This is a genomic window from Cetobacterium sp. (assembly GCF_048470075.1).
GTDB lineage: Bacteria > Fusobacteriota > Fusobacteriia > Fusobacteriales > Fusobacteriaceae > Cetobacterium_A.
This window is the reverse complement of sequence record NZ_DBGBQB010000272.1, coordinates 1-8560: the sequence shown is the minus strand read 5'-3', so window position 1 is coordinate 8560 and position 8560 is coordinate 1. Positions and strand designations below refer to the sequence as shown.

Sequence of the window (8560 nt, the reverse complement as noted above, 5' to 3'; positions counted from 1 at the left end):
TAATATTGTTGTATTGAAAGTACAACAAAAATCAAGGAGGGGTAAAATGAGAAATATTTTAAAAAAGCCAATATTAATATTAGCGGCAGGAACTTTATTTTCAACAATCGCTCTAGCTAAATCAACTGAAATAACATTGTGGGAGCAGATGGAACCAGCAGTGAGACCTACTTATATAAAAATTGTAGATGAGTTTATGAAAAAAAATCCAGATGTAAAAGTAAATGTAGTTCATTACTCAAATGAAGATTTGAGAACTCAGTTTCAAAATGCATCATTAGCTGGTCAAGGACCAGATATAGTTTATGGACCAAATGATAATATAGGGATATTTATGGTTTCAGATTTAATCAAACCTATTGATAAAGTTGTGTCAGGGGATTTAATTAAAAAATTTAATGAAGGAGCTTTAAAAAGTGGAATGTATGACAATCAGTTATATCTGTTGCCAGAGTTCTTAGGAAATCAAATAGCTCTTTTATACAATAAGAGTATGGTTCCAAATGCCCCTAAGACTTGGGATGAGTTTTTAAAGGTAGCAAAATCAAATAGAGCGGTTGATCCAAAAGATAAAGCTAATTCAAAATATGGATTTTTATACAATGAGAAAGAGCCATTTTGGTTTGTAGGATTTTATAATGGATTTGGAGGAGAAATTTTTGATAGCAAAAACAATCCAACTTTAGATAATAAAGCGATGGTAGAAGCTTTAACTTTTGTAAGAGATATTAGAACAAAGCATGATTTAGGAGAGGCTGGAATGGATTATGATATAGCTTCTCAACTGTTTAAACAGGGAAAGGCAGCAATGATATTAAACGGTGCTTGGTCATGGAAAGAGTATGAGGATGCAGGAATCAATTTAGGGGTGGCTCCAATGCCAATTCCATCTAAAAATGGATATGCACTGTTTACAAATGCTTCTAAAGGATACTCTTTATCAGAGAACACATCAGATGATAAAAAAGAGGCTTTAAATAAGTTCTTTGACTATATTTTCTCACCAGAGATAAATGCAGAGATATCATTAAATCAATCTCAAGCTCCAGGAATAGAGGCAGCAAGAGAGTTACCACAAGTTAAAAATGATAAATTAATGCAGGATTCAATAGAAACAATAAAATATACAGTTCCAATGCCAGTTGTACCAGAGATGAGAGCTATTTGGGATGCTGTAAGACCTAATTTAGAAGCTGTATTAAATGGTAAAATGACTCCAGAAGAAGCGGCTAAAAAGATGCAAAAAGATGCAGTTGATGGAATAAAAATTATAAAAGGAGAATAAGAATTGAGAGGTTGGACTAAGTCCAACCTCTGAAATCAAAAGGAGACGATTATGAGTGGAAAAGGAAGACTAGTAGGTAAAAATACACCATATTTATTTATAGCGCCAGCTTTTATAGTTATGGCAATAATGGTTTTTTACCCCTTAGGTTATGGATTTTGGCTATCTTTAACAAATATGAGTTTAAGAACATTTAAAAATCCAGGATTTGTAGGATTACAAAACTACATTAGAGTATTTCAAGATCCAGAAGTGTTAGCAACTTTTATTAGAACTATAATTTGGACTTTTGTAAACGTATTTTTTCATGTGACAATTGGATTATTTTTAGCAATATTACTAAATAGAAAACTTCCTGGGAAATCTATTTTGAGAGTTTTTCTTATAATTCCTTGGGCAATGCCACAGTATATAGCAGCCCTTACTTGGAAAGGTATGTTTAATCAAAATTTTGGAGCTATAAATTTAATGCTTGGTTGGTTTGGAATAGAGAATTTGCCATGGTTAAGTGATCCAAAACTAACTTTTTATGCGGCAATAATAACAAATATATGGTTGGGATTCCCTTTTATGATGATGATTACTTTGGGAGGATTGCAGTCTATCCCTTCAGAGTTATATGAGGCAGCAGATATAGATGGAGCTAGTCCTTGGAGTAAGTTTAAAGATATCACACTTCCTCTTTTAAAACCAACTTTAACTCCAGCAATAATTTTGGGAACAATATGGACATTTAATATGTTGAACATAATAATTATCTTAGCTGGTGGTTATGGAAATAAAGAGACTCAGATATTGGTAACAGATGTTTATAGATTGGCATTTAATTTCTATAGATATGGATTTGCAGCTGCATACTCGGTGCTAATATTTATCTTTTTACTTGTATTCTCTGTGATATATGTAAGAAAAAGCAATATTTTCAAGGAGGAATCTAGATGATTGAAAAAAACATTCATTTTGAAAAAAATGATAGTTGGAAAAAAATAATAGGAATATATACTATACTTATAGTTTTCTGTTTAATAACTTTATATCCATTGTTGAATGTCTTATCTGTGGCACTTAGACCGGGGGATCAGCTATTTTCCACAAGTTTAAGAATAATACCTGAGGATGCGACTTTAGATAATTTTAGAAGAGCAATATTTGAAACAGACCTATTGATATGGTTAAAAAACTCTCTTATTATATCTACTTTAACAGCAGTGATAGGAGTATTTATATCAATAACAGCTGGATATGCTTTTTCTAGATTTTCTTTCTGGGGAAGAAAAGTGGGGATGATGACTTTTTTAGTGACTCAGATGTTTCCAGCTCCAATGTTATTACTACCTATGTTTATAATACTTGTAAGATTAAAGTTAATGAATAGCTTTTTAGGGTTATTGATTCCCTATGTAGCCGTATCAGTTCCATTCTCTGTTTGGATGCTAAAGGGATACTTTGATACGATTCCAAAATCTTTGGAGGAAAGTGCCTATATTGATGGTTGCAAAGTGTGGCAAGTTATGTATAAAATAGTATTACCTATTTCAACACCAGCCCTTGCAATAACAGCGTTATTTTCTTTTATGACAGCATGGTCTGAGTTTGTAATAGCAAGAATAATTTTAACATCAGCAGAAAAATTAACTCTACCAGTTGGATTAGTTAATCTTCAAGGTTCTTTTAGTGCCGAGTGGGGGACATATTCAGCAGCTGCATTAATAACAAGTATACCTGTTGTAATACTATTTATTAGTTTATCAAGATATCTTGTAGGTGGATTAACTGTTGGAGGAGTTAAAGAGTAGGAGGATATTTTGATAGAGAATGAAAAGATTTTAGAGAATTTAGAAAAAATTGGTTTTGGGAGAAAAGAGGCAGAAGTATTCTTAGAATTGGTTAAAAACCCTGGTTCAAATGGTTCACAAATAGCAAAAGCTTTGGGATACCCAAGAACAACAGTTTACCAGAATTTAGATATTTTACAAAAGAAAGGGTATATAAACTCATACTTAGATAAAGAGATAACTTTATATGAAGCTATTGACTTAAATGAACTTTTTGAAAACTATAAAAAAGAGGTAAGTAGTGCTACAAAATTTTTAAAAGATGAATTAAATAAAGTGGAAGTAAATGGAAAACAAAAACAGTTTTATAATTTAAACTCTTTTGAAGATGTAAAGGATAGAATTAGAAGTATATTAAAAAGAGCAGAAAAAATTGTATATATAAACACAAACCTAGATCTATTTGAATTCGAAAAAGATTTTAAAAGATTAAAAGAGAAAGGTGTTAGGGTGATTCTATTTAGTTTTAATAAAATAGACTACACAAACCTTGGTGTTGAAACATATATAAGAGATAGTTTTAATTTTAATATAACTGATTCAGAGAAGAGAGTGATGGTTGCCGTTGATTTATTTGCAGCAATAATAGCAAGTAATTACGAGGGTGAGTTCTGCGGAACATATTCAGAAAATAAGCTTTTAATAAATATTGTAACAGAGCATATAAAAAATGATATCCATTTAATGAAATTGGAGAATAGATTTGGAAAGGATATCAATAAAATAATAACTTTAGATTTTTAGAGAGAGAGGGGAGTTAGATGAAAAATCTATTTTTTTTAGGAGCATTACTATCAACACTTTTGGTAACAGGATGTACTTCAACAGTGTCAAATAAAGTGGAAAATTCTGTACAAAAGGAGAGCGTTGTTAGAGTTTATGGAGTTAAAGATACAACAATGAGAGATTATCCTTTGAGTTTAAAGGGGGATCAAATAGTATCGGATAAATTTGTAATGGGTGTGGGTTTAAATCAGAAAGAGATAAAAGTTACTATAAAAAATATCTCAAAAGATGTTATTTTTATAAACTGGTCAGATGCTAAATACATAGGATTCAATGGAAAAGAGCAGAGATTATTTAATATGAATGAAAAAGATAAAGGCTTTTATACAAAAGCATTGGATTTTGGATTAAGACCTGGAGAGAGTACAGAGGCTAATCTAGTTCCAGTGGATAATTTAAAGGTATTATTTGGAAATTCAACAACGTCTCAAGATATTTTTATAAACTCAAATTTATTTAAAAATGAAAAAATGATAAAAGATTATGCTCAAATAGTTATTCCAATAAATTTAGATTCAAAGAAGGGTCCAATAATAACTCCACATATCTATATTGGAGAGGGAATGGAACCAAAAGAGGTAAAACAACTTTTACAAGAGAAACCTATAAAAAAAATAGTGAAGTCTAACTCTGAAAATACAACACAGTTAAAAGATATAAAAGATGAAAATGAAAAGTTAAGTAGTGAGATTAATAGAAAAAATGAGATAATTAAACAGCTAAAAGAGCAGGCTAGATTAAAGGCTGAATTAGAAAAGAAGGAGTTAGAGATTCAAGAACTTATGAAAAAATAGACAAAAACTAATAAGGAGAATGAGGAAATGTTAATCGAAAAAAATCTTTTAAAAAGTAGAATAGAAAAACAGGTAGAAGTTTTATTTAATAAAAGTATCGACGAAGCTAACTCTTTTGAGGTTTACCAAGGATTAAGTAAAGCCCTAATTGAGAGTATATCTAAAAATTGGTTAGAGACAAGAAAGAGATATGAAAGTGGTAAACAAGCATTTTATTTTTCAGCAGAGTTTTTAATGGGAAGGGCTTTAGGAAATAATCTGATAAATTTAGGAGTGGAAGAAGAGGTAAAAGATATTCTAAAGGAGATTGGGTTTGATATCAATGTGGTTGAAAATGCAGAGGAAGACGCAGGGCTTGGGAATGGTGGTCTTGGAAGATTAGCAGCTTGTTTTATGGACTCCTTAGTTACTTTAGACTTACCTGGACAGGGTTATGGAATAAAGTATAAAAATGGAATTTTTAAACAAAAAATAGTTGATGGATTTCAGGTAGAAACTCCAGAGACATGGTTAAGATATGGGGATGTATGGACTATATGTAGACCTTTTGATGAAGTTATAGTTGAATTTGGAGATAGCAAAGTTAGAGCAGTTCCATATGATATGCCAATAGTTGGTTATGGCACTGAGAATGTAAATACTCTTAGACTATGGGAAGCCAAGGCTATAGATGAGCTGGATTTAAAAGCCTTTAATGAGCAAGATTATGAGAAAGCCTTAGAGGGAGTCAATGAAGCTGAAAATATATCTAGAATACTATACCCAAATGATTCTACAAATGAGGGTAAAAAATTAAGATTAAAACAACAATATTTTTTCACTTCAGCTTCATTACAGGATATAGTTAGAAAGTTTAAAAAATTACATGGAAGAGATTTTGAAAAATTGCCAGAGTATGTATCTATTCAACTAAATGATACTCACCCTGTTATAGCAATACCAGAACTAATGAGAATTTTATGTGATGTAGAGGGACTTATATGGAAAGACGCTTGGAAAATAGTGGAGAAGACTTTTGCATATACAAATCATACAATACTCTCAGAGGCTTTAGAAAAATGGTGGATTGGACTCTATGAAGAGGTAGTACCAAGAATATTTCAAATAACTGAAAGAATACATTTCCAATTCTTAAGTCTATTGGAGGATAGATACCCTGAGGATAGGGCTAGAAGAGAGAGAATGTCTATAATTCAAGGAGATCTTATACATATGGCATGGTTAGCTATATATGGATCTTTTGCTACAAATGGGGTGGCGGCATTACATACAGATATTTTAAAACATATAGAGTTAAAAGAGTGGTACGAGTTATTTCCAGAGAGATTTTTAAATAAAACAAATGGAATAACACAAAGAAGATGGTTACTGCAATGTAATCCGCAGTTATCTGGTTTAATAACTGAGCTTATAGGTGACAGATGGATTACGGATTTTTCTCAAATGAAAAATTTAGAGAAATACTCAGCTGATGAGGATATAATTGAAAGATTTTTAGAGATAAAATCTGAAAAGAAGAGAGAGTTAAGTAGATATATTGAGGAAACTCAAGGTATAGTAATAGATCCAAACTCAATTTTTGACATTCAGATAAAGAGATTGCACGAGTATAAAAGACAACTTTTAAATATTTTTCATATTTTAGACCTATATTATAGACTAAAAGAGAATCCAAGTATGAAGATTCATCCAGTGACATATATATTTGGTGCAAAATCTGCTCCAGGGTATATGAGGGCAAAGGGAACTATCAGATTAATAAATGAGATAGCAAGCCTTATTAACAATGATAAAGAGATAAAAAATATGATAAAGGTTGTATTTATAGAGAACTATAATGTATCGGTGGCACAACTTCTATTCCCGGCAGCAGATGTGTCAGAACAGATATCAACAGCTGGAAAAGAGGCTTCAGGAACTGGAAATATGAAGTTTATGATAAATGGAGCTTTAACATTTGGAACTTTAGATGGAGCCAATGTGGAGATAGTGGAAGAGGCTGGTATTGAGAATAACTATATCTTTGGACTGAAAGTTGAGGAGATAGAAAAATTGAAAAAAGAGGGATATGATCCATATATTCCTTATAGAGAAACTAAGGGATTAAAAAGAGTTGTGGATACCTTAATTGATGGAACTTTAAATGATGAGGGAACGGGTTTATATAAAGAGTTATATGATTCTTTATTGAAGGGAGCTTCATGGCATAAGGCTGATCAATACTTTGTATTACAAGACTTTGAAGCCTTTAGAGAGACTCAGGAAAAAATAAATAGAGAGTTTTTAAATAGGAAGATTTGGGGAAGAAAAGCTTGGATGAATATATCAAATGGTGGAAAGTTTTCATCAGATAGAACAATAGCGGAGTATGCAAAAGAGATTTGGAAGATAGCCCCTCAAAAAATTTAACATAAATGAGAACTACCATATAACTATGGTAGTTTTTGTCTATTAAAAATTAGGAGTTGAAAAATGAAAATACTTGCAGTTAGTGACGAAGCGACATTGGAGAGATACTCTCCTGAAACTTTAAAAGATATGTTTAAAGATATAGAGTTAATAGTCTCATGTGGAGATGTAAGCAATAGATATTTAGACTATCTTTTTACTGTTTTAAATAAGGAGCTTGTCTATGTGAATGGGAATCATATATATGCTGGAGATCACGATATAGGATTTTGTAAAAATATAGATTCAGGGGAGAATTGTACTGTAAAGGGAATAAAAATTGTAGGGTTTGATGGAAGCCAAAGATACTCAATGGGCCCACATCAATATAGTGAAAAAGATGTTTTTTTTATGGTTATGAAAAGTTATGTTAAAACGATGTTTAAAACTGTTGATTTAGTTATCAGCCATTCTCCTGTGGGAGGTATAAATGAAGGAGATGATCCAGTCCATAAGGGATTTAATAGCTATAGAAAGGCTATTGATCTACTAAAGCCTAAGTATTGGTTACATGGACATATTCATTTAAAAAATCACCATGAAATCCAAGAGGGACAATTAGAAAATACAAGAATAATAAATGTATTTGGATATAAAGTCCTAGATTTGGATTTCTCTTAAGGAGGACAAATGAAATACAATATAGATAAAGAGGATGCAGAGTTAGCTTTTAAAAAAGCTTTAAGAAAAACTAGATTTAATTTTTTTGATAGAGACAATAGAAAGATAAAAGAGTTTAGTGCAGTGGAAAAAGAGAATCAACTTTCTAATAGAGTTTATCTGGGAGTGAGAGAGGTACCATTGACTAAGATTGTTGGAACGGTTGAAAAGGCTCAGGACTTTGATAAAGATTTTAATCCATTGAGAGAGGAGTCCAAAGGGCGATGGAGTGCTGTATATATAAAGTCCTTAGAGAGCAACAGTTTACCTCCAGTAATTCTATATAAAGTGAGGGAGGAATACTATGTATATGATGGAAATCATCGTATTTCAGTAGCTAAAAACCTGAATTTTCATTCGATAGAGGCAGAGGTATACGAGTTCTTTTCTCAAAATAATGAGGAATCAGATAGGTTATCTCAGGAGAGATTTAGTTTTGAAAAAGAGAGTGGATTAAATAGCATAGAGTGTTCAAAAGTTGAGAACTATAGGGAGTTAAGAGAAGAGGTTAGAAAATTTTTGGACATATATTTTTTAGGAGAAGAAAACTTTGAAAAAGCTATGACTTGGTATCAAAGAGTTTTTATTCCAGTTGTGAATATATTAATTGCTAACTTTAAAAGCCTAGAGAATGAAAATAATGGGGATATTTTTGTGGAGTATCTGAGATATAAAAATAGTTATAAATTAGGAAATAAGTACCAGAGGGGATATACTGATACTCTGGTAGACTATCTAAATAGAAATAAAAT

The 8560-nt window shown here is 31.4% G+C and carries 8 protein-coding genes; all 8 read left to right on the top strand.

The annotated features are described in order from the left end of the window. The first annotated feature begins 46 nt into the window (after positions 1-46). On the top strand, positions 47-1285 hold the full coding sequence (locus tag ACMOUI_RS09750; protein WP_418965509.1) for a maltose ABC transporter substrate-binding protein: 1239 nt from the start codon (positions 47-49) through the stop codon (positions 1283-1285). A 51-nt stretch (positions 1286-1336) separates the two neighbouring features. Then, positions 1337-2227, top strand: a complete 891-nt coding sequence (locus ACMOUI_RS09745) for a carbohydrate ABC transporter permease (RefSeq protein ID WP_418965508.1) — start codon at positions 1337-1339, stop codon at positions 2225-2227. Then, positions 2224-3081 (top strand): sugar ABC transporter permease, encoded by an 858-nt coding sequence (locus tag ACMOUI_RS09740; RefSeq protein WP_418965507.1) that lies wholly within the window; start codon positions 2224-2226, stop codon positions 3079-3081. The genes ACMOUI_RS09745 and ACMOUI_RS09740 overlap by 4 nt, the downstream gene beginning before the upstream one ends. A 9-nt stretch (positions 3082-3090) precedes the next feature. Then, complete coding sequence (locus ACMOUI_RS09735; RefSeq protein ID WP_418965506.1) at positions 3091-3864, top strand: TrmB family transcriptional regulator; 774 nt, start codon at positions 3091-3093, stop codon at positions 3862-3864. Positions 3865-3881: 17 nt separating this feature from the next. Next, entirely contained in the window at positions 3882-4700 is an 819-nt protein-coding gene (locus tag ACMOUI_RS09730) for a hypothetical protein (RefSeq protein WP_418965505.1), read from the top strand. 27 nt (positions 4701-4727) lie between these two features. Then, a complete protein-coding gene (locus tag ACMOUI_RS09725; protein WP_418965504.1) occupies positions 4728-7109 on the top strand; it encodes a glycogen/starch/alpha-glucan phosphorylase in 2382 nt (793 codons plus the stop codon). A 63-nt stretch (positions 7110-7172) separates the two neighbouring features. After that, a complete protein-coding gene (locus ACMOUI_RS09720; protein ID WP_418965503.1) occupies positions 7173-7769 on the top strand; it encodes a metallophosphoesterase family protein in 597 nt (198 codons plus the stop codon). A 9-nt stretch (positions 7770-7778) separates the two neighbouring features. Further along, on the top strand, positions 7779-8560 hold a 782-nt coding region (locus ACMOUI_RS09715; protein WP_418965502.1), incomplete at its 3' end, for a hypothetical protein.